This is a genomic window from Streptomyces sp. NPDC048504 (assembly GCF_043200035.1).
Taxonomy (GTDB): Bacteria; Actinomycetota; Actinomycetes; order Streptomycetales; family Streptomycetaceae; genus Streptomyces.
In genome coordinates, this window is sequence record NZ_JBICXA010000005.1 from 307,683 (window position 1) to 327,686 (window position 20,004).

Below are 20,004 nucleotides of genomic sequence, written 5' to 3' on the forward strand. Positions count from 1 at the left end.
ATAACGAGAGATGCAGGCCTACTGTTCTCAGGGCGCGCCACAGCGCGACGAGCGCGCAACTCGCGCCACACACAAGGGAGTCGGCGATGAACGAGGTTTCCGTGGTCGGTCCGGACGACGGCGAGTCGATCCGCCTGGGGCCGGTCACGATGCGCATCCTGGAGGACGGCAGCACCACCGGCCACCGTCTCGGCATCGGCGAGATCACCCTCGCCCCGCACACCCAGGGCCCGCCGCAGCACCGCCACGCCCAGCACGACGAGGGGTTCTACGTCGTCTCCGGCACCGTGCACTTCACCATCGGCGAGACCGTCCACATCGCCCCGGCGGGCACCCTCGCGATGATCCCGCCGGGCGCCCCGCACACCTTCGCCAACCCCGGCGACGAGCCCGCGGTGATGGTCAACACCTTCACGCCCGACCTGTTCGTGCAGTACTTCCGCGACCTACGGGACATGATCGCCGGCGGCCGGGAGTTCAACACCGAGTCGACGATCGAGACGATGAGCCGCTACGGCACGGTCCCCGCGACCGACTACGCCTGAGGCACCCGGCGCCGTAGGGAACGTCCCGTCAGGAACCGCCCGGGACGCTGGGGCGTACGAACGGGCAGTGACCTGCCGGCGGCTACTTGCGCGCCCCGGCGGTCGGCTTCTTGGGCTCGGTGCCCTCCGCCCGCACGGTGCTGTTGCCCTTCTTGGGGACGTGCCGGGGCACGACGTCCTGGGGGAAGGTGAGTTGCTGGTTCATCCACTTCAGGGACGCGGGCATCTCCCGTACCCAGGTGGGGAAGTTGTGGCTCCCCGACTCGGGCAGGATCGACGCGACGCGCATGGGCGCCTTGACGGCCTTGATGAAGGCGAGGGTCTGCGGATAGCCCCGCTCGCCGTGCTTGCTGTCGGCGACCAGGACGGAGACCTGAGGAATGGGCAGATGCTTCAACCGCCACATCAGGTCATGCCCGTTGACCCGGTTCACCCTGCCGAGACCGCTGCCGAAGAGGTTGCCGGTGGTGGGGTCGTCCTTGATCCGGTAGTCGGGGGAGAGCGCGGCGGCCGTCGTGTACACGTGCGGGTTGCGCATCGTCAGCTGCAGGGCGCAGGTGCCGCCGGAGGAGTACCCCATGACGCCCCAGGCGCTGGCGTCGTGACCCACCCGGTAGACGGACTTGAGGGCCTGCGGAAGGTCCCTGGCGAGGAAGGTCTCGGTCTGCGGTCCACCAGGAACGTTCACGCACTCGGTGTCGCGCGGCGGGGCGATCGTCGGCCGGATCATCACCATGATGGTCGGCTGCATCTGCCCGCTCTTCTGCAGCTGCCCGGCGGTCTGCGACACCCGCAGGTACTGCGCGAGGTTGAAGATGCTGCCCGGGTAGCCGCTGAGCGCGACGACGACGGGGAAGCGCTGGCGCGCGTACGCCTTCTGGAAGTACTGCGGCGGCAGGTAGACGAACGCCGGGTCGACCACTCCCGTACGGCGGCCGATGACCTTGACGGACTCCACCTTGCCGTTCACTGCGGGATTGCCGGTGGGCAGTCCGCTGACCCGGCTCAGCTGCTCGTCGCCGGCGGGCTGCACCAGCGCCCCCTTCACGGAGACACCGCCGATCGAGCCGTCGCCGTTGTGGTCGGCCGCCTGGGTCACGCCGACGGGGGCGGTGTCGACGTCGCCGAACAGCTCGCCCCACGATCCGAAGAACTGGTACGAGGAGTTCAGCCAGCACGCGAACGCCGCGATGATGGTGACCTGAGTCACTCCAATGGCTGCCAGCCGCCCGAGCACCTGCCGCACGCCAGGACTGGCGAGCCGCGGCCACACCCAGACCAGCAGCGCCACGCAGACGGCAGCCACGGCCGCCACCACATAAACGGTAGTCTCGCTGGTCAAACCCATGCCACTCAGTCCCCGGTTTCCTTGCCTGTGCTGTTTCCTTCACACAGAAGGAGGGCTACGGACCCTTCTGCGTTCCTCAACGAGCACGAATAGGACAAAGAAGCGGGTTGGCCGGTGTTTCCACGGAAGGCCCCCTCCCAGGTTTAGGGCGCCCGGCCGGTGATCGGTCCCGTTGTCCGTAAGACCGGCGTAAGGTCCGGCCGTGGTCCATGGCCCGGCCCGAACGGGTAGGTTTCGCAGCGGTCCGATGCGGTCGACTCCGGGGAAGGGAACGGCATGGCGAAGGACGATTCCGCCGGCCTCCTGGCCGACAGACTGGCCTCCGCCCGCCTGCAGAACTTCGTCGGCAGGCGAGAGGAACTCGCCCTGTTCCGGCGGGCGTTGGCCGGTGAACCCGGCACCCCGATGGTCATCGTGCTGCACGGCCCGGGCGGCATGGGGAAGAGCGCCCTGCTGCAGCGCTTCGCCGCGGAGGCACGCGCCGCGGGCCGGCCGGTCGTCGGCGTCGACGCCCGTACGGTCGAGCTCTCGCCGGCGGCCTTCGAGGAGGCGACCGCCGAGGTCTTCGCCCGCGACAACGCTGTCCTGCTGGTCGACGACTTCGAGCGCTACCGCGCCATGGAGGAGTGGATACGCGACCGCTTCCTGCCGCGGTTACCTGCCGGAGCCCTGGTGGTCGTCGCCGGACGGCACGCACCCGACCCCCTCTGGAAGGCGGACCTCGCGTGGAGTGAGGTCCTCCAGGTCGTGCCCCTGCGGGAGTTGGGCCCCGCGGACTCGGCGGCGCTGCTCACCTCGCAGGGCGCCGACCCCGCGCTGCACGCGTCCCTCCTCCGGTTCGCCGCGGGCCATCCGCTCGCCCTGCGGCTGGTCGCGGAAGCCGCGACCCACGACAACTCCTCGACGGACGAGGTCTTCTGGGCCCCACTGCGCACGGTCGTCGACCGCCTGCTCACCCACATCGTCGGCAGACCGCCCTCGCCCGCACACCGGCGGGCACTGGAGGTGTGCGGCCATGTCGCGGACACCACCGAGGAGTTGCTGCGCGTGGCACTCCCGGACGAGGACGCATCCGAACTCTTCGCCTGGCTGCGGCAGTTGTCGTTCATGAAGTCGGGTCCCTTCGGGGTGTGCCCCTACGACGTCGTCCGTGACGCCCTCGACAGCGACTTCCGCTGGCGCGACCCGGAACGCTACAAGGCCATGCACCGCACGATCCGCCGCCACCTCGTGGAGCGCGTCCGCGACGCACCGGAGAAGGAAGCCCTGCGCGCCGCCCGCGAGTTCAACCACATCGTCTCCAGGTCGCAGTGGCTGAGGGAGTTCCAGGGCACGCGCGACGAACCCGACGTGCACGACCAGCCGATGCGCCCGGAGGACGCCCCCGCGCTGATCGAACTGACCCACAAGGTCGAGGGTGAGCACAACGCCCGTATGGTCGCGTACTGGTTGAGACGTCAGCCCGAGGCGTTCCACGTCCACCGGCGCTGCGACACGGGTCAACTCCTCGGGTTCATGGCCTGGTTGACGATCGACGCGCTCGACGACGAGACCCGGGCGGCGGACCCCGTGCTGGCGGAGGCGTGGGATCTGGTCTCCGCGATGACTCCCCCGCGCCAGGGCGAACACCTGGGCGTGGCACGGTTCATGGTGCACGAGGAGAACCACCACCGCCCCTCGCGGTCGTGGGACCTGGTGCGGATGCGGATCGTCTTCGAGCTGCTGCGCGCCAAGCACTGCGCCTGGTCCTCCTTCGTCAGCGCCGAACCGAAGTTCTGGGCACCGCTGATGACGTACATGGGCATGTTCCAGCCGCCCCGCCGGGCCGTCCACGCCGATCGCGGGTACGGCCTGTTCTGCCACGACTGGCGGGCGGCGCGGGTGGAGGAGTGGGCCGAGGGCATCGACGCGCGCCTGCTCGGCGGAGCACCGGCCGTGGCGGCCGGGAAGCCCAAGTCCCGTGTCACACCGCTGAGTCGGGAGGAGTCCGACGCCGCCGTCCGCGAGGCGCTGCGCGGCTGGCTCGACCCCGGCGGGCTCGCCGACAACCCGCTGCTGCGCAGCCGGCTGGTGGAGGAACTCAGCGAGGGCGACCCGGTGACCGCGCTCCGCGACCTGATCGGCAAGGCCGTACAGCGGCTGAACGCCCATCCCCGCACCCGGCATCTGCACGACGTGCTCACGCTGACGTACCACTCGACGTCCACGCAGGACGCCGTGGCGCGGAAGCTCAACCTGGCGTTCAGCACCTACCGCAGGCATCTGGCCCGCGCCCTGGACGAGGTGCGCGAGACGGTGTGGGACTGGGAGGTGCATGGCCGGATCAGGGCCGAACAGGAGCCTCCGCACGGGAGTTGAGCGCCCGGCGGACGCACGGCAGTGGCCCCTCGGGGTCGCCCGGGGGGCCAACTGCCTTCACCACCCCGAGTTACTTGGCGGGCTTGTAGAACGCGTACGTGGCGGTGTACCGCACGCTGACCTGGTCCGTGCTGGTGCCGGTGCAGGCGGTGGTGGGCGCGACGCCACCGCTCGTGCCCAGGCGCTGGACGTAGGAGACGTCGGCGAACATCCCGGTGCCGCGGGTGGCGGTGGCCTTCAGCAGCAGCTCGGGGATGGTGCCCGTCTTGGGCGAGTTGGCGATCGCGGACCCGTTGACGGCGCTGCCGTCCACCGTGGACACCCACACCGGGCCGCGGGAGTGCAGGGCGACGGGACGCTTGGCGTGGTCGTTCTTGGCCCACAGGGTGGCGGCCGGCTCCAGCAGCGTCCAGGCGCTGTTGGTGCAGGTGTAGGTCTGGACGCCGGCGGCGGAGAAGACGCCGGTGAGTTTGTTGCCGTCCGGGACCTTCAGCGCGTCGGGCACGGTGACGCCGAGGCGGAGGGGCGGCTGCGGGGTGGCGGCCTGGCCGACGGTCGCGCTCACGAGCGTGCCGGCGGCCACGGCGGTGACGGCCGCGCCGGTGAGGATGAGACGTTTGGCGATCTTCATCGGTATGTCTCCAGAGCAATTTCTGAACAGGGTCGCGGGTATCGGGGTCGCGGGAATACCGGACTCCCGGGCCGATCAGATGATCTTCGGCCCCGCTGCCGCAATGTACGGGGGATTACTCGTCGCCAGGTTGCCAACTTCTGATCGACTTATGACCAGCACTGCTCACCGCCCCGGCGAAGTGGGTATTGCCGTCCCCGTTTCCGTTGTCCAGCAGGGCGTGCGCCGGTCTCCACTACGGAAGACACGGAAGACTCCGCCGGCCGGATCGCCGCGCGACGGAGCGTGGGAACGGACAGGAGTGTTGAGACATGCCTCGTTGCCGGTTGTCCATCCGCCGACAAGGGCGCGCACGATCCACGGCGGGCCACCGCCGCGCGCCCCGCCCGGTACGCAGACAGATCGGCCTGGCCGCCGCGGTGCTCCTGACCTGCCTCGCCGTGGTGACCGGCGTCCTGCTGATCCGCGCGCAGACAGGAACTCCGGGACACCGTACGGTCGCTGGCCCGTCGTCCGCGCACGGTACGGCGGCTGCCGCCACCCCGTCCCGTCCCGGCCCCTCACCTACGACGACGTCATCGCCGCGCGCCACACCCTCCCCCTCGCCCACCCCTGACGCACGGAAGCCGTCCGAGGCGAGCGCCTCACCGTCCCGCGCGGCCGGTCAACCGAGGACCGTGCCCGCCGGAAAGCGGACCGTCACCCTCGTCAACCGCCTCGACCAGACGATCTGGCCGGCGATCGCGGCGGACCCCAAACACCCTGTGGAGGCGACGGGTTGGGTGCTGAAGCCCGGGGCCGGCCTCAGCTTCACCGTCCCCGACCACTGGGACGTCCGGGTGTGGGCGCGTACCGGTTGCTCCTTCGACGCGTCCGGCGACGGCCACTGCCTGACCGGCGACTGCGGCCGTTTCCAGTGCGGCTCGACCTGGGGCGAATTCCCCTCCACGCTGGCCGAGTTCAACCTGAACGCCTGGAACGGCATGGACTTCTACGACGTCAGCCTGGTCGAGGGCAACAACCTGCCGATGTGGATCAACAGTTACGGCGGCTCGTCCCACGACAAGATCGACGCGAACGGCTGCTCCGCCGCCGGCTGCACCCGGGACGCCAACACGACCTGCCCCACCGAACTCCAGCGCGTCCGGGACGGCCGTGTCGTGGCCTGCCTGAGCGCCTGCCTGGTGTTCAAGACGGACCAGACCTGCTGCACGGGCGCGTACGCGGCACGGCCCCAGTGCGTCCCGTCCTTCTGGCCCGTCGACTCGGCGGCCGTGTTCAAGAAGGCCGAGCCCTTCGCGTACTCCTACGTCAACGACGACGCGACCAGCGTGCTCACCTGCTCGGGAGAGTGCGGTTACCGCATCACGTGGGGCGTGAGCCCCTGATTCCGGGGGCGGCCGGGCCGGATCAGTCGGCGGACTGGAAGGCCCGGCCCGCCGCGGTGGTCGTCGTACCGTCCGTGAAGAGCCCGCTGCTCGGCTTCGACGGGTCCGCGCCCAGCCCGAACCACGCGTAGCGCCGCACATAGGGCAGGCCGTCCAGCGCTTTGGTGGACGCGGTGACGAAATCGGCCTGTTGCTGCGCGGACGGGAAATGGGTCCCCTGGGAGAAGTCGATCAGCGCGTACTCGGTGAGCCAGATCGGCTTGTGGTAGCGCGCGTACACCGCGGCCAGGTACGACTTCAGCTGCTCGACGGCCTGCGGGGTGCGGAAGTCGCCGCCGTACCAGTGCAGCGTGATGAAGTCGACCCGGTACCCCTTCGTCTTCGCCCCCGACATGAAACGGTCCAGCCAGCCACCCGCCGTGTCACCGCCGAAGGCCACCGCCGGGCTGCCGAGGATCTTGCCCGCCGCCATGAGCCGGGGCCACAACTCCAGCGCCTGCTCGACCGTCATGTTCGACTGCTGCGCCATGTCCGGTTCGTTGAACCCCAGCAGATAGGGCCCGTACGCCCGGGCCTGCGCCAGCGAGGAGTCGGTGACGGACTTCGCTCCCCAGATCATGGGCACGAACGACGCCGACGAGGGGGTGGTGACACCCGAGTGCTGCGTGGACCAGGTGTAGTACCAGCTCGCCCCGCTCGCGGCGAGCGCCTGGCTCACCCCGCCGAACGTCCACACCCCGACTCCCTTCTTGGCGCCGGCGGCGATGTGCGCGGGGGCGGCGGCGGTGTGCTTCGAGGGAGAGGGACTCGGCTTGGCCTTCGGCGTCGGGGAGGCGCTCGGCGACGCGCTCGGAGAGGCCGAGGGCGTGGGGCTCGGGGAGGCGCCGGCCACCGGAGCGGGCGACGCCGATGCCGCAGCCGTCGTAGAAGAGGCGCCCCCGGTCAGCCGGGGCGCGACCAGCGCGGCCACCACGACGACGGCGACCGCCGCCGAACCACCCACGACCTGCTTGCCGCCGATACGACCGGACCGGCGCCCGTGCCGCCGGCGTGGACCCCGCTGCGCGGACTGCCCGGGTTGGTCCGCCGGCGAGGATGAACCACCCGCCCCCATAACGGCGTTGAGCACCCGCGCCGGGTCAAGTCCCGTCGGCACGGCCACCAGCGGAAGCCCGCTCAGCAGCCGGTCCATCGGCAGCAGCCCCGCGTCGAGCCCCTGGCACACCCCGCACCCACGGATGTGCCGGGCAAACCGCTTACGCCACAAGGCACTTGGCGTGCCGTCCCACGTCGAAGCCGTCTCGTCCAGCTCCGCACAGCGCGGTGCGGCGGCCAGTGCCCGCACCACCACCCGCGAGACCTCCATCTGCTTCTTCATGCGCTGCACGCGGACAGAAGCGTGCCGGTCGGAGAGCCCCAACGCACCGGCGAGTTCGGCCCGTTCGAGTTCGCCGGTCTCCTCCAGCCACCACAGGGACAGCAGTTCCTGGTCGTCCGGGTCCAACCAGCGCGTGGCCTCGACGACTTCACGGCGCTGCTCGGTCAACCCCAGCCGCAGGATGGTCAGTCCGGCGAAGTCGAGCGCGGGGTCGGTGATCGCCTCCGCGTCCTCCAGGTGCGCCCTGCGGTCGCGATCGGCGGCCCGTGTCTGCTCACGGTCCCGTACCTGTCGGATCGTGATGGCCACCAGCCACGACCGGAACGCGGCGGGATCCCGCAGCTTCGGCAGCCCCCGCACCATGCGCAACAGCGTCTCCTGTACGACGTCATCGACATCGGCGTGACCGTTCAGGGCCCGGCCGACGATGTTGTAGACCAGCGGCAGGCACTGCGTCAGCAGGTGATCCAGGGCCTGCCGGTCACCCGCGCACGCGGCGCTCACCACGCCCGCGTCGGGTCCACTCCTGGGCTTCTCGGTCATCTGCGTTCGTTCCTCCGCGTGTGGTCCGGCCGTGGCATCTCTCTGCTTCGGAGACCGCCGACGCGCGCAAGGACTACAGAAAACAGGACAACAAAAGAAATCAGCCGGTCGCGTCCGAATTTATGTTGTCGGGCCGTCGCCGAACAGGTCACCGATAGGCGGACCGCATCTGGACCGCGACTGGACCGCATCCGAAGAGCATCAGGAAGGCGCGAGGACCATGGCACGAGGACGCAGAAGACTCGGCGCGAGCCCACGGCGGCACCGCCGACGCTGGTGGTACGTCGTGGCGGCCGCCCTCGCCACGGCCGCCACCGTGCTGATCGCCTACAGCGTGTGGACGCCGTCCGGAACGGGCGGCACCCGCACGACGGCCCACCAGGACACGGCCGCGCGTCCGGCCGTGTCCCCGAGCGCCTCGCCCGCGCCGTCGCCTTCCCCGAGCCACAGCGCCTCGGCTTCCCCCTCCCCCAAGGCCGCCGTCTCGAAGAAGAGCACAAGCAAACCCACCACCAAGGCAGTTGAGCCGACACATCACGCCTCGACGGCCCCCGCCGGCAAACGCCTGATCACGGTCGTCAACCGCACCCCGAAGACGGTCTGGGCGATCGTCACCAACACGTCCGTCTACCCCGCGGGACGCCAACTCGCCCCGGGCCAGAGCCTGTCGGTGACCGTGGCGAACAACTGGGGCGGCCGTATCTGGGGACGCACGGGCTGCACCTCCACGGCCGCCGGCCACTGCGCGACCGGCGACTGCACCAGCGTGTGCGAGGGCGCCAACCCGCCCACCACACTGGGGGAGTTCACGTTCGACGCGTACGCCGGGATGGACTTCTACGACGTGAGCATGGTCGACGGCTCGAACCTGCCGATGTACATCAACATCTCGCACACCACGACGGTCGACCCGGTCAGTTCCTCGGGCTGCTACAAGGGCGTCTGCACGTCGGACGTCGACTGCCCCACCGCGATGCGGGCGGTGTCGGGCGGCCAGGTCGTCGGCTGCAAGCCGCCCTGCGCGGCGTTCGGCGGCGACACGTACTGCTGCCGCGGCGCCTGGGCGGGCCGCGACAACTGCGTCCCCTCGAAGTGGCCGGTCGACTACACCCAGGTCTTCAAGCGGGCCGCCCCGTACGCCTATTCGTACGCCTTCGACGACGGGGCGACGATGCCGTGCAAGGGGGCCTGCTACTACAAGGTCACCTTCGGGACGACCGGGTCGTAGCACTCGGTTCGATGTCGGTGCACTCGGTGCGATGTCGGTGCACCGGCTCGATGTCAGTGGCCCCACGTACCTTTTCCTTTGACCGTCCAGGCGGACGGCAGGGGAGGGGAGGGACGGGACATGGAGTGGTTCGGGGACGCCCGGCTGGCAGCCGGACCGGAGGCCGCCTGGTATCTGGAGACGGCGTTCACGCCCGGCGCACAGCTCGGGACGGTGTACGACGATCCGTCGACGCCGGTCGTGGTCACGGGTGTTGAGCGGATGACCACCATCCGCATACCGAGCGGCCGCCTGATCGTGGACGCGCCGTGGCACGACGACGAGATCGGCGACTACGAGGACGGGTCGCCGACGAAGCCCCCGCGCGAGCTGGCCGCACGGATTCCGCCGGGCACCTACCCGGTGGAGATCGCCTGGACGGCGGGGCCGTACGAGTTCTTCGGTGAACACTTCGACGGCATCGCGTGCGCCGCGACCCGGATACGCCTGAGCGACGACCCCGTGACCGGGTGGGAGATGGGCCTGGGGATCCACGACGACCTCGACCTCCTTCAGCCGGGTGAGCAGGTCGGGTTCTCCTCCGACGCCAACGTCGGCTGCTTCGCCGACGCCGAGGCGTGGACGACCCTGGTCGCGCCGTTCCGCACGTTCGTGGACGGCAGCCCGGTGGAGCGCGAGTCCGAGCAACTGCCCGACAACTGCGAGCGGTTGAGCGACGAGACACGACACGCCGACCTGGTCACCTTCACCGCGGAGTCGGGCGGCGTGGTCTGGCTGGGCCGCACCGGGGCCGGCGCGGTGGCGGCGATCGTGGTGACCAGCGGCATGTCCGGAGCCAAGGCCTGACGCGGCGCCCTCGACGGAGTGTCAGCTCCCGTCCAGGAAATCGCGGCCGATATCGCCAAGCTTCCCCCGGCGGCGACAGTGATCGCGGAGATCACGCATCCGTAGCGGGCAGCCGTGGCCGTCGCCCGTGGCCGGCAGTTCCCTCGGCGAGCAGCGGCCAACTGTGCTTGCCCGTCAGGCGGAGCCGTTCGCGCGCAGGAGGCGGCTGAGCCAGTCGGTGCGGGTTCGGCGGGCCGTGGCCGAGACGTCCGCCTGCGGATACAGCGCGTCGAAGCCGTGGAACCCGCCTGCCCAGACGTGGAGTTCGGCCTAGCCGCTGGCCGCCCAGATGCGGGTGGCGTAGTCGGTGTCCTCGTCGCGGAAGACTTCGGCGGAGCCGGCGTCGATGTAGGTGGTCGGCAGGCCGGAGAGGTCCTCGGCCCGGGCGGGTGAGACGTACGCGGACACCTCGTCGCCGGTGAGGTCGCCGAGTACGGCTCGCCAGCCGAACTCGTTCATCTCGCCGGTCCAGACACCGGGCACGCCGGAGTACTGGCGGCTGGAGGTGGTGGTGTTGCGGTGGTCGAGCATGGGGCAGATCAGCATCTGCGCGGCGATCGCCGGGGCGCCGAGGTCGCGTGCCAGCAGGGTGAGACCGGCAGCGAGGCCGCCACCGGCGCTGGCGCCCGCGACGATGATCCGGGTGGGGTCGATGCCCAGTTCCTCGGAGTGTTCGACGGTCCAGAGCAGACCTTGGTAGCAGTCGTCGACGAGGGTGGTGCCGGTGACTTCCGGTGCGAGCCGGTAGTCCACGGAGACCACGACCGCGCCGAACTCGTCGAGCCATTCCAGCGGGATGTCGATCTGCGAGAAGCGATCGCCCATGACCATCCCGCCACCGTGGATCCAGTAGACGCAAGGGGCGGCGGCGGTGCGATCGGCGTTCGCGGGGCTGAAGACGGACAGGCGGATCCGGGCACCGTCCTCGGCCGGCACGCTGGCCTCGCGCCGGTCGACCTGCCGGTGTGCCAGGAGCGAGTCGACGGGCGCCGAGGGGAGCTGTCGTAGTTGCGCGAGAAGTTCCGGGGTGAGCTGGGACATGAGGGGCATGTCGGCCAACAGCTCTTGCAGTTCGGAATCCAGAGCGGGACGTGCCGGGGTCATGGCATGGGCCTTTCGTGGGATGGTGCCGGACGAACGAAGATGGAGGTGTCTGGGGCAGGCGGCCAGGCGTTCAGGTGGCCAGGCAGCCAGGTGACGGATCGGCAGATCGCTCCGGGGCTCAGAAAGCGGCCTTGCCGAGGACGGGGACGTAGTCGGTGTACTCGGACTCCTTGGCCAGCAGCCCGGCGATCCGCGCCACGATGGCCTGGGCGGCCTCGCCGGCGAAGATCCGGTGGTGGTCCTCCTCACTGGTCCAGCCCTCGGTGACATGGACGACGTCTGGGTCGGACGCGGAACGGGAGACGAGGTAGACGACGCAGTGCTCGCTCGCACCGGGGCTGCCCTCGTCCAGGCCGGTCAGCAGCAGGTCGACCAGCCGACTGCCCATCCCGGGCTTGGCGGTCAGGGTGGCGTTGAATCCGTAGTCGGCAAGCATGAGTTTCCCCTTCGCAGTGATGGACTGAATGGAGTGAACTGATTCCATTCAAGGCCACTGACCTGCGAAAACGTTAGAACGATGCTCGCAGACACTTGCACGATCCTCGCCGCTCCGGGAACAGAGTGGCGGCGGGGTGCTGCAATGGACTCATGTCCCTGGAAGAGTTCCGCACCCTGCTGGACCGGCACGCCCGGCCCGACTGGACCACCGCCATCGACGGCGTCCTGATCTCGAAGGTCGACCGGCCGGATCCGCCGGCGCCCTCCATGTCCGGCACGGTGGTCGCCGTCATCGCCCAGGGCGCCAAACGCCTCGCGCTGGGCGAGCGGGTCTACGAGTACGGTCCCGGGCAGTACTTGGTCGCATCCGTCGACCTGCCTGTCACCGGGCAGTTCACCCAGGCCGACCCCGAACGGCCGGCCCTCGGTTTCGGCCTCACCCTGGAACCGTCCGCCGTCGCCGAGCTCCTGCTGCAGGCCGGTCCCGGTGACCTCCCCCGCACCGGTGGAGGCACACCGTCGGGGATCGCCGTCAGCGACGCACCGGCCGCCCTGCTCGACACGGTGGTCCGGCTGCTGCGCCTGCTCGACCAGCCCCGCGACCGGGCCGTCCTTGCGCCGCTGGCCAAGCGCGAGATCCTGTGGCGGCTGATCACCGGCGAGCAGGGCGCGACGGTACGCCAACTCGGCCTGGCCGACAGCGGCCTCAGCCATGTCTCCCGGGCCGTGCGCTGGATCCGCGAGCACTACGCGCAGCCGTTCCGGGTCGAGGACGTGGCACGGCTGTCCGGCATGAGCGTCTCCGCCTTCTACCGCAACTTCCAGGCGGTGACCGCGATGAGCCCCATCCAGTTCCAGAAACAGATCCGCCTCCAGGAGGCCCGGCTGCTGCTGGCCACCCACCCCGGGGACGTCACGGGGGTCGGGCAGCGCGTCGGCTACGACAACCCGTCGCAGTTCAGCCGCGAGTACCGCCGCCAGTTCGGCGAACCCCCGAGCCGGGACGCGGCCCGCCTGCGGGACATCGCGCGCACCCCCGCAGGCATCCTGCCCTGAGCGGAACCGAAGCACGGAAGAGGATCGTGCAAGCAATGGGGAGAATGCTTCTACTATCTCCGCAGGTAAGAGCGATGTACTGGGATCAGAAGTTCTTCCGCCGAGTAGGAAAATGCCTGCTCGTCGCGGATCCCATCACATCGCGAGGAACACAGCAATGAAGACAGTTCTGATCACTGGTGCCTCATCCGGATACGGGCGGGCGACCGCCCTCCACTTCCACTCGCAGGGGTGGAACGTCATCGCCACGATGCGCACCCCGCGTTCGGGTGTCCTGCCCGAGTCGGACCGGCTGCGCGTCGTCGAGCTCGACGTGACGAAGCCCGAGACCATCACCGCCGCGTTCGAGGCGGCGGGGCCCATCGACGTCCTGGTCAACAACGCGGGCGTCCCGTCGATCGGCGTGTTCGAGGGCACCCCCATGGACCGGGTGCGGGATGTCTTCGAGACCAACACGTTCGGCGTGATGGCGACGACACAGGCCGTTCTCCCCCAGTTCCGCGAGCGGGGCTCCGGCGTCGTGATCAACGTGACCTCCAGCGTGGTGCTGGGCCACATGCCCCTCTCGGCCGTCTACAAGGCGAGCAAGATGGCGATCGAGGGGTTCACCGCATCCCTCTCGCTCGAACTCGCGCCCTTCGGTGTGCGGGCGAAGACGGTCGAGCCGGGTGCCTGCCTGACGACCAACTTCGCCGCCACCGCGACGAACGGCTCCTCGGTGGACGAGCTGGTCCCGGCGCCCTACGCACAGTGGGCGACGAAGACCATGGACTCCTTCACCAGCCAGGACCTGTTCACCAAGGAGAGCGACGTCGCCGAGACGGTGTGGCGCGCCGCGCACGACACGACCGGCCAGCTGCGCTTCCCGGCCGGCCCCGACGCGGTCTGGCTCGCCCAGGCGAAGTGATCGACCAGCGGGCAACGGAACGCCGTACTAACGCCAAGAGCCGGGGGCGGGCCCGGCGGGGGGGGGGGGGGCGAGTGCGCTAGGGGGCGGGGGCAAACGGGATTGAAAAACCCACACCCGCCCACCGGCCAGGGCCCCGGGCGCCCCCCGGAAGGGGGGGCCCCCCCCGGGCCCCGGGGGGGGGGGGGCCCGCCCGGGGTATGGCCCCGCCCGGGGGCCACGGCCCCGCCGTACTACCCCCACGCGCGGCCCCCGCGCCGGGGGGGGGGCCCGGCTCACTGACCTAGAGCGCTCTGGCAATCCGGTAAGTACAAACCCATCCCGCTACCAGGCGACTTGCCCGCGTCAGCCCTCTTCAGGCGTCAGCCGCAGCGAGATGGAGTTGATGCAGTACCGCTGATCGGTAGGCGTCGCGTACCCCTCGCCCTCGAAGACGTGACCGAGGTGCGACCCGCACCGCGCACACCGCACCTCGGTGCGCACCATCCCGTGCGAGCGATCCTGGATCAGCTCGACCGCGTCGGTGTCCTTCGGGTCGTAGAAGCTCGGCCAGCCGCAGTGGGACTCGAACTTCTCGGTGGAGGTGAAGAGTTCGGCGCCACAGGCCCGGCAGGAGTAGACGCCCTTCGTCTTGGTGTCGGTGTACTCACCGACGAAGGCGGGCTCCGTGCCGGCCTGCCGCAGCACCGCGTACTCGGCCGGGTTCAGCTCCGTGCGCCATTCCTCGTCCGGCTTTTCGACGTCGTACGACATGCAGCTCAGCCCCTTACTTCGCGAGACGGTCCAGGATCCGCGGGCCGAGGTCTGTCACATCGCCCGCTCCCATGGTGAGAACCAGATCACCGGGCTTCGCCATTCCCGCGACGGCCTCGGGTACGTCCGCCTTGTCGTGCACCGGGGTCACGTCGGCGCCCGCGGCGCGCGCGGCCTCGATGATCAGGTCGCTGGTGATGCCGGGGATCGGGTCCTCGCGGGCCGGGTAGATGTCCAGGACCAGCGACGCGTCCGCAAGGGCGAGGGCCTGGCCCATCTCCTTGCCGAGTTCCTGGGTGCGGGAGAAGAGGTGGGGCTGGAAGACGACCAGCAGCCGCGCGGAGGAGGCCGCCGCGCGCATCGCCTCCAGGTCGGCCGTCATCTCCGTGGGGTGGTGGGCGTAGGAGTCGATCACCTGGACGCCGGCCGCCTCGCCCTTGAGCTGGAGGCGCCGCTTCACGCCCGTGTACGCGGCGAGCGCGGGCGCCAGTTCCGCGGCGGGGATGCCGAGCGCGACGCCCGCGGCGAGGGCCGCGACCGCGTTGCTCGCGTAGTGGCGGCCGGGGACCGAGACGGTGAAGGTGAGTTCCTCACCGCCCAGGAGGACGGTCACCTCGCTCTTCAGTCCCTCCGCGACGACGGAGAGGATGCGGACGTCGGCGTCCTCCGCCTCTCCGTACGTCACCGTCTTCACGGAGTCGGAGATTCGCCGCGTCAGCTCCCGCGCGCCCTCGTGGTCCGCCGAGATCACCAGGGTGCCGTCCGGCACGATCCGGTCCGCGAAGGTCTGGAAGGACTCGTAGATCTCTTCCATGGACGCGTAGTTGGCGTGGTGGTCGAGTTCCACGTTGAGGACGATCGCGACCTCGGGGGCGTACTTGTGGAAGCTGCGGTCCGATTCGTCGGCCTCGGCGACGAAGATCTCGCCGTCGCCGTGCAGCGCGTTCGAACCCGGGGCGTCCAGGTCGCCGCCGATCGCGTACGACGGGTCGAGGCCCAGCTCGGTCAGCGACACCGCGAGCATCGACGTCGTGGTGGTCTTGCCGTGCGTGCCCGCTACGGCGATCGGGCGCAGGCCGTCCATCAGGCGGGCCAGCGCGTCCGAGCGGTGGACGACCGGGATGTCCAGCTCGGCCGCGCGGGCCAGCTCGGGGTTGTCCTTGCGGATCGCCGACGACACGACCACGCAGGTGGCGTCGTCGGCGAGGTGCTCCGCGGCGTGCCCGATGTGCACGGTCGCGCCCAGGGAGCGAAGGGCGTCGGCGGTCGGGGAGTCCTTGGCGTCGCTGCCCGCGACCTTCGCCCCGCGCTGCGCGAGGATCTTGGCGATCCCCGACATCCCGGCCCCGCCGATGCCGATGAAGTGCGGTCGGTCCATGGCGGTGGGAAGGCCGGGTGCCATGCGTGTCTCCCTGTGCGTGCGTGTTCGTACGACTGACGACGACCGACTGATCACGGCTGATGCGGCGGACGTTCAGCGGCAAGCCTATGCGGTGCCACTGACAATCACGGACACCCGCCGGCCGTCCGCCGACCGCTACTCCTTGCTGTGCGAGAACAGCTTCAGCACCGGTACGCCGACCTTGTGACGGGCGCGCGAGGCCCAGTCCCGGTGGAAGAACTCCTCCACGTAGTGGGGATCGGTCAGCACGATCACCTCGTCCGCGCCGATCTCGTCCACGAGGGTCTTCAGCGCGTCCAGCGGGTGGTCCTCGATGAGCCGCCCCTGCGCCTCGCTGCCGGCCGCGTGCAGGGCCGTCAGGGACACCTCCAGAGCCTGCGTGCCGAGTGCCGCCGCGTCCTTGCCCTCGGGGGTCTCCCGCTCGTGTGCCGCTTCGTCGAGTTCGCCGAGGGCGACGTCGTCGATGGCCCGCAGCAGGCGGTCCGCCTGGTCGCCGCGGGGCTGGAGCAACACGTGGAAGGAGACGGTCTCGTCACCGTGCAAGGTGGTGACGAACTCCACGTCGGCGGACGTAAGGGCCTTCTCGATCATCAGTACGCTTGTGAACACCAGGCGCCCCTTCTCCTTCGAGGACCCTCGGGCCCTCTCTCCTCCGTAGGCCGTCCAGGCCCTGCGGAAACCATCCTGCCCCGCGATCGCACGGGTACTGCCGGATTTAGTGTGCCCGTCGAAAGACAAACGGAACGGATCATTCCGACCGCACTCAGGACCGACGGTAGCGACCGAACAGGAACCCGGCCTCTTCCAGCAGGGACACCAGTTCGAAGCGCTGGGGAACCGTAGCCGACGGCCCGTCGGAGATCCGCTGCGCGTCCCCCGCCACGAGCATCGGCGAGAGGGTCAGACACAGCTCGTCGAGCACCCCGGCGGCCACGAACTGCCCCAGCAGCCGCGGCCCGCCCTCGGTCAGCAACCGGGTGTGCCCCAGGGCCGCCAGCGCCTCTACGGCCCGCTCGGGGTCCACCCCCGCGCCGTCACCGGCGACCACCACCCGGGCGCCCGCCTTCTCGGCGGCCGCGACCCGGTCCTGCGGCGCCTGGGCGCCCGTCAGGATCAGCGTCGGCACCAGGGGTGAGGTGAAAAGCGGAAGCGAGAAGTCGAGATCGAGGCTCGCGGTGACGACCGCGATCACGGGGGCGGGCGTCTGCCCGGCACGCGTGCGTGCCGCCGCGAACTCCTCACGCGCGCGCGCAGGCCGATAGCCCTCCTGGCGTACCGTTTCCGCACCGACGACCACGACATCGGCCAGCGCCCTCAGCGTGCCGAAGATCCGCATGTCGGCGTCACCGGAGATGGGCTGCGAGCGGCCCTCGTGCTGACCGGCCCCGTCGAGCGTGGACACCATGTTGGCGCGCAGCCAGGGAGCGCTCCCGGCGGGGTAGGCGTACGCCTCCGCCAGCTCCGCGAGCCCCCACTCCCGGTCCGCCCCACGCGCATCGGGGGCCCCGTTCGAGGCCTGGGCTGCTGTTTCGTCGGTCACAGGGAACAGGCGTCGCATGTCGTGCAGTGTGGCACGCCCCCCAGGGCCTGTCTGATAATCCCCTCCCCCACCGCCTCAAGGGCGTGGGTGGTGCCCCCGTCCTCACGACGCCAGGCCGCCTTCCGGGCGACGAAGGGAATTATCAGACAGGCCCTAGACTGATGAACCGTGTCATCCTCTTCCGCCGCCTCCGGGATCAGCCCGATAGCAGACGCGGCCCCGCTGTCCCTGTGCGCCCGTGAGCCGTACGTCCCCGCGGACCGGCTGGTCGCCGAGATGGTGCCGCCGCCGCGCTTCGACTCGGTGCGCTTCGCCACGTACATCCCGGACCCGAACCAGCCCAGCCAGACCGAGGCGGTCGGCGTCCTGGAGGCCTTCGCCGCCGGGCTCGGCGGGGCGCACTCCGCAGGCACCGCCAAGCGCGGCTTCCTCGGCTTCGGCAAGGGCAAGGCGGCCAAGGCCCCGGCCGGCCCCCGTGGCGTCTACCTCGACGGCGGCTACGGCGTCGGCAAGACCCACCTCCTGGCCTCCCTCTGGCACGCGACCCCGGCCGAGCCCGCGCTCAAGGCCTTCGGCACCTTCGTCGAGCTGACGAACCTGGTGGGCGCGCTCGGCTTCCAGAAGACGGTGCAGACGCTCTCCGGCCACCGCCTGCTGTGCATCGACGAGTTCGAGCTGGACGACCCGGGCGACACCGTCCTCGTGTCGACCCTGCTCGGCAAGCTGGTCGACGCGGGCGTGGCGCTGGCCGCCACCTCCAACACCCTGCCGGGCAAGCTCGGCGAGGGCCGGTTCGCGTCCGTCGACTTCCTGCGCGAGATCCAGGGCCTGTCCGCGCACTTCCGCTCGCTGCGCATCGACGGCGACGACTACCGCCACCGCGGCCTGCCACAGGCCCCGGCCCCGTTCTCCGACGAGCAGGTGACGAAGGCGGCGTACGCCACCCCGGGCGCCTCCCTCGACGACTTCCCGCACCTCCTCGCCCACCTCGCCAAGGTCCACCCCAGCCGCTACGGCGCCCTCACCGACGACCTCAAGGCCGTCTGCCTCACCGACGTCCGGCCGATACCCGACCAGTCGACCGCGCTGCGGCTCGTCGTCCTCGCGGACCGGCTCTACGACCGTGAAGTGCCCGTCCTGGCCTCGGGGTTGCCATTCGACCAGCTGTTCAGCGAGGAGATGCTGAACGGCGGCTACCGCAAGAAGTACTTCCGCGCGATCTCCCGCCTCACCGCGCTGGCCCGGGACGCCGAGGACCTCGTCAAAACCGCTTAGTTCACGCCAGCCCAAGCGCGCTTTTCACGCTCTCTTGCATCGGAAACGCCGCGTTAACCCTGCAAACAACTTCACCGGGTTACCGTGTTACTTGACCAGCCGTTGACCTGGCCTTGGTCTGTACTAGGAACACGAACGGGCTGAAGGGGGGCGCATGTTCCGAGGTAAGACGGCTCGGACCGTCGTGACGCTCCTCACTGCCGTCCTGTTCGCCCTCCAGTTCTTCGCATCCATGGAATCCTTCGCACCCGCGCACACAGCGCGTCATGCGGAGGCCAAGGCACAGCCCGGGTTCAAGCTCAGCGGCAAGGCCCTGCGCGCCGAGACCATCACCTTCCGCGACTGCGGCGCCGCCGGCACTCCCACCGTCCCGCTGCGCCTGCGCGACCGTTACCGCTCCGCGGACTGCGGACCCGAGACACCCGAGCGCCCGCTCCTCACCGAGGACCCGGCGGCCGTACGCACATCGGTGGCGCCCGGCACGCCGCTGCACCGCACATCGAGATCCTCGACAGCACACACTCCGGCGGCACTTCAGGTCTTCCGCTGCTGAGAGCTGAAGGCAGTCACATCCCCCACGCACACTGTCATGCAAGCCCGACGCGCCCAGAGGGCGCGCCAGGAGGAACCAACACGCCATGCAGCCCCTCATCGACAACGCCCGTACGTTCGGACAACGCCCTGAGGAGTTCGCCAAACTCGCTGAAGGCCAGTCCCCACAGGTGCTGTTCATCACCTGCTCCGACTCCAGGGTCGTCCCGGCCCTGATCACGGGCGCCCGCCCCGGCCAGCTCTTCGAGCTGCGCACCGCCGGCAACATCGTCCCGCCGTACGCCTCCGGCAACCCCACCAGCGAGGAGGCCACCATCGAGTACGCCGTGGAGGTGCTCGGCGTCCAGGACGTCGTCGTCTGCGGCCACTCCCACTGCGGTGCCGTCGGCGCCCTGGTGCGCGGCGACGACCTCGCCGCCGTCCCGGCCGTACGCGACTGGCTCGCGCACGCCGCCGACGAACCCGCCCCGAGCGACACCGCCGACCCGACGGTCGCCGGAGCCGTGCAGAACCACGTACTCGCCCAGTTGCTGCGACTGCGCTCCTACCCTTGTGTGGAGCGGCGGTTGGCGGACGGACGGCTGCGGGTGCACGGCTGGTACTACGAGGTGCACACCGGTGCCGTGCTCGAACACAGCGCGGACACCGACCAGTTCGAGGCCCTGTGAGTAGC

General features: G+C 70.1%; 18 protein-coding genes and 1 pseudogene. 10 read left to right on the forward strand and 9 right to left on the reverse strand.

What is annotated here, in order from left to right; translation table 11 throughout:
• Positions 1–86: 86 nt before the first annotated feature.
• The gene (locus ACGFY9_RS15115; RefSeq protein ID WP_318019431.1) at positions 87–545 is read left to right on the forward strand and encodes a cupin domain-containing protein; all 459 of its coding nucleotides are present in this window, start codon (positions 87–89) and stop codon (positions 543–545) included.
• An 82-nt stretch (positions 546–627) separates the two neighbouring features.
• On the opposite strand, the gene ACGFY9_RS15120 is transcribed toward ACGFY9_RS15115, so the two are convergent.
• Complete coding sequence (locus ACGFY9_RS15120) at positions 628–1,893, reverse strand: alpha/beta hydrolase (protein WP_393754214.1); 1,266 nt, start codon at positions 1,891–1,893, stop codon at positions 628–630.
• Between the two features lie 276 nt (positions 1,894–2,169).
• Between ACGFY9_RS15120 and ACGFY9_RS15125 the strand changes: the two genes are divergently transcribed.
• Positions 2,170–4,251 carry an AAA family ATPase gene (locus ACGFY9_RS15125; protein WP_393754216.1) on the forward strand — a complete coding sequence of 694 codons (2,082 nt, stop codon included), beginning with the start codon at positions 2,170–2,172 and terminating at the stop codon, positions 4,249–4,251.
• Positions 4,252–4,321: 70 nt separating this feature from the next.
• On the opposite strand, the gene ACGFY9_RS15130 is transcribed toward ACGFY9_RS15125, so the two are convergent.
• A complete protein-coding gene (locus ACGFY9_RS15130) occupies positions 4,322–4,882 on the reverse strand; it encodes a DUF3455 domain-containing protein (protein ID WP_393754218.1) in 561 nt (186 codons plus the stop codon).
• 311 nt (positions 4,883–5,193) lie between these two features.
• On the opposite strand from ACGFY9_RS15130, the gene ACGFY9_RS15135 reads away from it, so the two are divergent.
• The gene (locus ACGFY9_RS15135; protein WP_393754220.1) at positions 5,194–6,270 is read left to right on the forward strand and encodes a thaumatin family protein; all 1,077 of its coding nucleotides are present in this window, start codon (positions 5,194–5,196) and stop codon (positions 6,268–6,270) included.
• Between the two features lie 22 nt (positions 6,271–6,292).
• On the opposite strand, the gene ACGFY9_RS15140 is transcribed toward ACGFY9_RS15135, so the two are convergent.
• Positions 6,293–8,191, reverse strand: a complete 1,899-nt coding sequence (locus tag ACGFY9_RS15140) for a sigma-70 family RNA polymerase sigma factor (protein ID WP_393754222.1) — start codon at positions 8,189–8,191, stop codon at positions 6,293–6,295.
• Between the two features lie 220 nt (positions 8,192–8,411).
• On the opposite strand from ACGFY9_RS15140, the gene ACGFY9_RS15145 reads away from it, so the two are divergent.
• A complete protein-coding gene (locus tag ACGFY9_RS15145) occupies positions 8,412–9,419 on the forward strand; it encodes a thaumatin family protein (protein ID WP_393754223.1) in 1,008 nt (335 codons plus the stop codon).
• A gap of 120 nt (positions 9,420–9,539) precedes the next feature.
• The gene (locus ACGFY9_RS15150; RefSeq protein ID WP_393754225.1) at positions 9,540–10,265 is read left to right on the forward strand and encodes a DUF4241 domain-containing protein; all 726 of its coding nucleotides are present in this window, start codon (positions 9,540–9,542) and stop codon (positions 10,263–10,265) included.
• Between the two features lie 174 nt (positions 10,266–10,439).
• Here ACGFY9_RS15150 and ACGFY9_RS15155 read toward each other — a convergent pair.
• Positions 10,440–11,408: pseudogene (locus tag ACGFY9_RS15155) on the reverse strand (alpha/beta hydrolase).
• A 118-nt stretch (positions 11,409–11,526) separates the two neighbouring features.
• Entirely contained in the window at positions 11,527–11,844 is a 318-nt protein-coding gene (locus tag ACGFY9_RS15160) for a putative quinol monooxygenase (protein WP_393754227.1), read from the reverse strand.
• A 152-nt stretch (positions 11,845–11,996) separates the two neighbouring features.
• Between ACGFY9_RS15160 and ACGFY9_RS15165 the strand changes: the two genes are divergently transcribed.
• Positions 11,997–12,902, forward strand: a complete 906-nt coding sequence (locus ACGFY9_RS15165) for an AraC family transcriptional regulator N-terminal domain-containing protein (RefSeq protein WP_393754228.1) — start codon at positions 11,997–11,999, stop codon at positions 12,900–12,902.
• 157 nt (positions 12,903–13,059) lie between these two features.
• Positions 13,060–13,809: an SDR family oxidoreductase gene (locus ACGFY9_RS15170; RefSeq protein ID WP_393754230.1), complete on the forward strand. Its 750-nt coding sequence runs from the start codon at positions 13,060–13,062 to the stop codon at positions 13,807–13,809.
• 345 nt (positions 13,810–14,154) lie between these two features.
• Here ACGFY9_RS15170 and msrB read toward each other — a convergent pair whose 3' ends face one another.
• From msrB to ACGFY9_RS15190, 4 genes are all read right to left on the reverse strand, one after another.
• Positions 14,155–14,562 (reverse strand): peptide-methionine (R)-S-oxide reductase MsrB, encoded by a 408-nt coding sequence (gene msrB / locus ACGFY9_RS15175; protein ID WP_393754231.1) that lies wholly within the window; start codon positions 14,560–14,562, stop codon positions 14,155–14,157.
• A 13-nt stretch (positions 14,563–14,575) separates the two neighbouring features.
• Entirely contained in the window at positions 14,576–15,964 is a 1,389-nt protein-coding gene (gene murC, locus ACGFY9_RS15180; protein WP_393754233.1) for a UDP-N-acetylmuramate--L-alanine ligase, read from the reverse strand.
• Positions 15,965–16,099: 135 nt separating this feature from the next.
• On the reverse strand, positions 16,100–16,573 hold the full coding sequence (locus ACGFY9_RS15185) for an indole-3-glycerol phosphate synthase (RefSeq protein ID WP_327400594.1): 474 nt from the start codon (positions 16,571–16,573) through the stop codon (positions 16,100–16,102).
• Between the two features lie 154 nt (positions 16,574–16,727).
• Positions 16,728–17,522 carry a pyrimidine reductase family protein gene (locus ACGFY9_RS15190; RefSeq protein WP_393754235.1) on the reverse strand — a complete coding sequence of 265 codons (795 nt, stop codon included), beginning with the start codon at positions 17,520–17,522 and terminating at the stop codon, positions 16,728–16,730.
• 150 nt (positions 17,523–17,672) lie between these two features.
• Here ACGFY9_RS15190 and zapE point away from each other — a divergent pair, with 150 nt between their 5' ends.
• The 3 genes from zapE (at position 17,673) to ACGFY9_RS15205 (ending at position 19,999) form a co-directional block, all read left to right on the forward strand.
• A complete protein-coding gene (gene zapE, locus ACGFY9_RS15195; RefSeq protein ID WP_393754236.1) occupies positions 17,673–18,779 on the forward strand; it encodes a cell division protein ZapE in 1,107 nt (368 codons plus the stop codon).
• Positions 18,780–18,933: 154 nt separating this feature from the next.
• Complete coding sequence (locus ACGFY9_RS15200) at positions 18,934–19,332, forward strand: hypothetical protein (protein WP_393754238.1); 399 nt, start codon at positions 18,934–18,936, stop codon at positions 19,330–19,332.
• Positions 19,333–19,417: 85 nt separating this feature from the next.
• Positions 19,418–19,999, forward strand: a complete 582-nt coding sequence (locus ACGFY9_RS15205; RefSeq protein ID WP_393754240.1) for a carbonic anhydrase — start codon at positions 19,418–19,420, stop codon at positions 19,997–19,999.
• The last annotated feature ends 5 nt before the right edge of the window (positions 20,000–20,004 follow it).

What these genes read in the sequence shown, in the direction of transcription:
- ACGFY9_RS15125 (WP_393754216.1), top strand. Translation starts at nt 2,170, where the DNA reads ATGGCGAAGGACGATTCCGCCGGCCTCCTGGCCGACAGACTGGCCTCC.
- ACGFY9_RS15165 (WP_393754228.1), top strand. Translation starts at nt 11,997, where the DNA reads ATGTCCCTGGAAGAGTTCCGCACCCTGCTGGACCGGCACGCCCGGCCC.
- ACGFY9_RS15205 (WP_393754240.1), top strand. Translation starts at nt 19,418, where the DNA reads ATGCAGCCCCTCATCGACAACGCCCGTACGTTCGGACAACGCCCTGAG.
- ACGFY9_RS15140 (WP_393754222.1), bottom strand. Translation starts at nt 8,191, where the DNA reads ATGACCGAGAAGCCCAGGAGTGGACCCGACGCGGGCGTGGTGAGCGCC.
- ACGFY9_RS15120 (WP_393754214.1), bottom strand. Translation starts at nt 1,893, where the DNA reads ATGGGTTTGACCAGCGAGACTACCGTTTATGTGGTGGCGGCCGTGGCT.
- ACGFY9_RS15130 (WP_393754218.1), bottom strand. Translation starts at nt 4,882, where the DNA reads ATGAAGATCGCCAAACGTCTCATCCTCACCGGCGCGGCCGTCACCGCC.
- ACGFY9_RS15150 (WP_393754225.1), top strand. Translation starts at nt 9,540, where the DNA reads ATGGAGTGGTTCGGGGACGCCCGGCTGGCAGCCGGACCGGAGGCCGCC.
- ACGFY9_RS15160 (WP_393754227.1), bottom strand. Translation starts at nt 11,844, where the DNA reads ATGCTTGCCGACTACGGATTCAACGCCACCCTGACCGCCAAGCCCGGG.
- ACGFY9_RS15135 (WP_393754220.1), top strand. Translation starts at nt 5,194, where the DNA reads ATGCCTCGTTGCCGGTTGTCCATCCGCCGACAAGGGCGCGCACGATCC.
- murC (WP_393754233.1), bottom strand. Translation starts at nt 15,964, where the DNA reads ATGGCACCCGGCCTTCCCACCGCCATGGACCGACCGCACTTCATCGGC.
- ACGFY9_RS15190 (WP_393754235.1), bottom strand. Translation starts at nt 17,522, where the DNA reads ATGCGACGCCTGTTCCCTGTGACCGACGAAACAGCAGCCCAGGCCTCG.
- msrB (WP_393754231.1), bottom strand. Translation starts at nt 14,562, where the DNA reads ATGTCGTACGACGTCGAAAAGCCGGACGAGGAATGGCGCACGGAGCTG.
- ACGFY9_RS15170 (WP_393754230.1), top strand. Translation starts at nt 13,060, where the DNA reads ATGAAGACAGTTCTGATCACTGGTGCCTCATCCGGATACGGGCGGGCG.
- ACGFY9_RS15200 (WP_393754238.1), top strand. Translation starts at nt 18,934, where the DNA reads ATGTTCCGAGGTAAGACGGCTCGGACCGTCGTGACGCTCCTCACTGCC.
- ACGFY9_RS15145 (WP_393754223.1), top strand. Translation starts at nt 8,412, where the DNA reads ATGGCACGAGGACGCAGAAGACTCGGCGCGAGCCCACGGCGGCACCGC.
- ACGFY9_RS15115 (WP_318019431.1), top strand. Translation starts at nt 87, where the DNA reads ATGAACGAGGTTTCCGTGGTCGGTCCGGACGACGGCGAGTCGATCCGC.